The sequence below is a fragment of the Pseudomonas sp. GM48 genome (assembly GCF_000282335.1).
Taxonomy (GTDB): Bacteria; Pseudomonadota; Gammaproteobacteria; order Pseudomonadales; family Pseudomonadaceae; genus Aquipseudomonas.
In genome coordinates this window covers 1-1,244 of record NZ_AKJM01000031.1, presented here as the reverse complement: position 1 = coordinate 1,244, position 1,244 = coordinate 1, and the positions used below count along the sequence as shown (strand labels likewise).

Below are 1,244 nucleotides of genomic sequence, written 5' to 3'. Positions count from 1 at the left end.
CGGCCACTGGCAGTGGCTGCCGCTGGAGTGGAAAGCGCTGTGACGGCATTGATCCGCAGTCTCGGCCTGTTGGCGCTATTGCTGAGCACGGGCGCCCGCGCTGTCGAGACACCGCCGCTCGACCCGCAGCAGTCCCAGGTGTTCCGCGCCTGGTTCGTGCGCATCGCCCAGGAGCAACTCAGCCAGGGCCCGAGCCCGCGCTGGTATCAGCAGGACTGCGCCGGGCTGGTGCGCTTCGCCGCCAATGAAGCGCTGAAAGTCCATGACGACAAATGGCTGCGCAGCAATGGAGTGTCCAATCGTTACCTGCCGCCGGAGCTGCAATTGAGCGATGCCCAGCGCGGTCTTGCGCAGCAATGGCAACAGGGTGGCGGCAAGGTCGGGCCCTACGTCAATGCGATCAAATTGATCCAGTTCAACAGCCACCTGGTCAGCCGCGATGTGTCACAGGCGCGACCGGGCGACCTGATGTTTTTCGATCAGGGCGACGACCAGCACCTGATGATCTGGATGGGCCGCTACATCGCCTATCACACCGGCACCACCACACCCACCGACAACGGCATGCGTTCGGCAAGCCTGCAGCAACTCATGACATGGAAGGACACCCGATGGATACCCGACGCAGCCAACCCCAACTTCATCGGCGTCTATCGACTGAATTTTCTCTCCCAATGACCGGTGCCCGCATGCTGCGTTTTCTGTCTTTGATGTTGGTATTGGTGTTGCCTTTCTCGGCGGTCAACGCCGAAGATTCGGTCCCGTCCAGCGGCTATGCACCAGTGGCCGGCGAGAGTTTTTTCCTGCTGGCCGACAGCAGTTTTGCCAGCGATGAACAGGCGATGGTGCGCCTTGAAGCTCCGGGCCGCGACTATCGCCGGTTTCGCATGGAGCCCTATGGCGGCGCCGACATTCGGGTGTATCGCATCGACAAGCCGCTGGATTTCCTCAAGCGCCAGAAGAACCTGCATCGGGTGGTCAGCGATGGCCAGTTCAAGGGTGAAGGTCTGTCCAATACCCTCGCTTACCTGTGGGACAACTGGTATCGCAAATCCCGTCGGGTGATGCAGCGGGCGTTTTCCTACGAGTCACGTAAACAAGTCACCGAGGAAGTGCCGGAACTGAAGATGGGCAATGCGATGGCCGCGCCAACGCCCTACGATGCGCAGCCGCAATTCGCGCTGATACCGGGTCTGCCGGTGGTCAGCCAGTTCCGTTATCCGTTGTGGCAGGGCAAGCCGATC

Annotated in this window: 1 protein-coding gene and 1 pseudogene; both read left to right on the top strand. The window is 61.2% G+C overall.

Annotated elements, in window-relative coordinates; genetic code table 11:
- The first annotated feature begins 39 nt into the window (after positions 1 to 39).
- Positions 40 to 678 carry a DUF1175 domain-containing protein gene (locus tag PMI28_RS25075; protein ID WP_033063090.1) on the top strand — a complete coding sequence of 213 codons (639 nt, stop codon included), beginning with the start codon at positions 40 to 42 and terminating at the stop codon, positions 676 to 678.
- Positions 675 to 1,244, top strand: a pseudogene (locus PMI28_RS25080) (alpha-2-macroglobulin family protein); the annotation flags it as partial. The gene PMI28_RS25075 and the pseudogene PMI28_RS25080, both read left to right, overlap by 4 nt.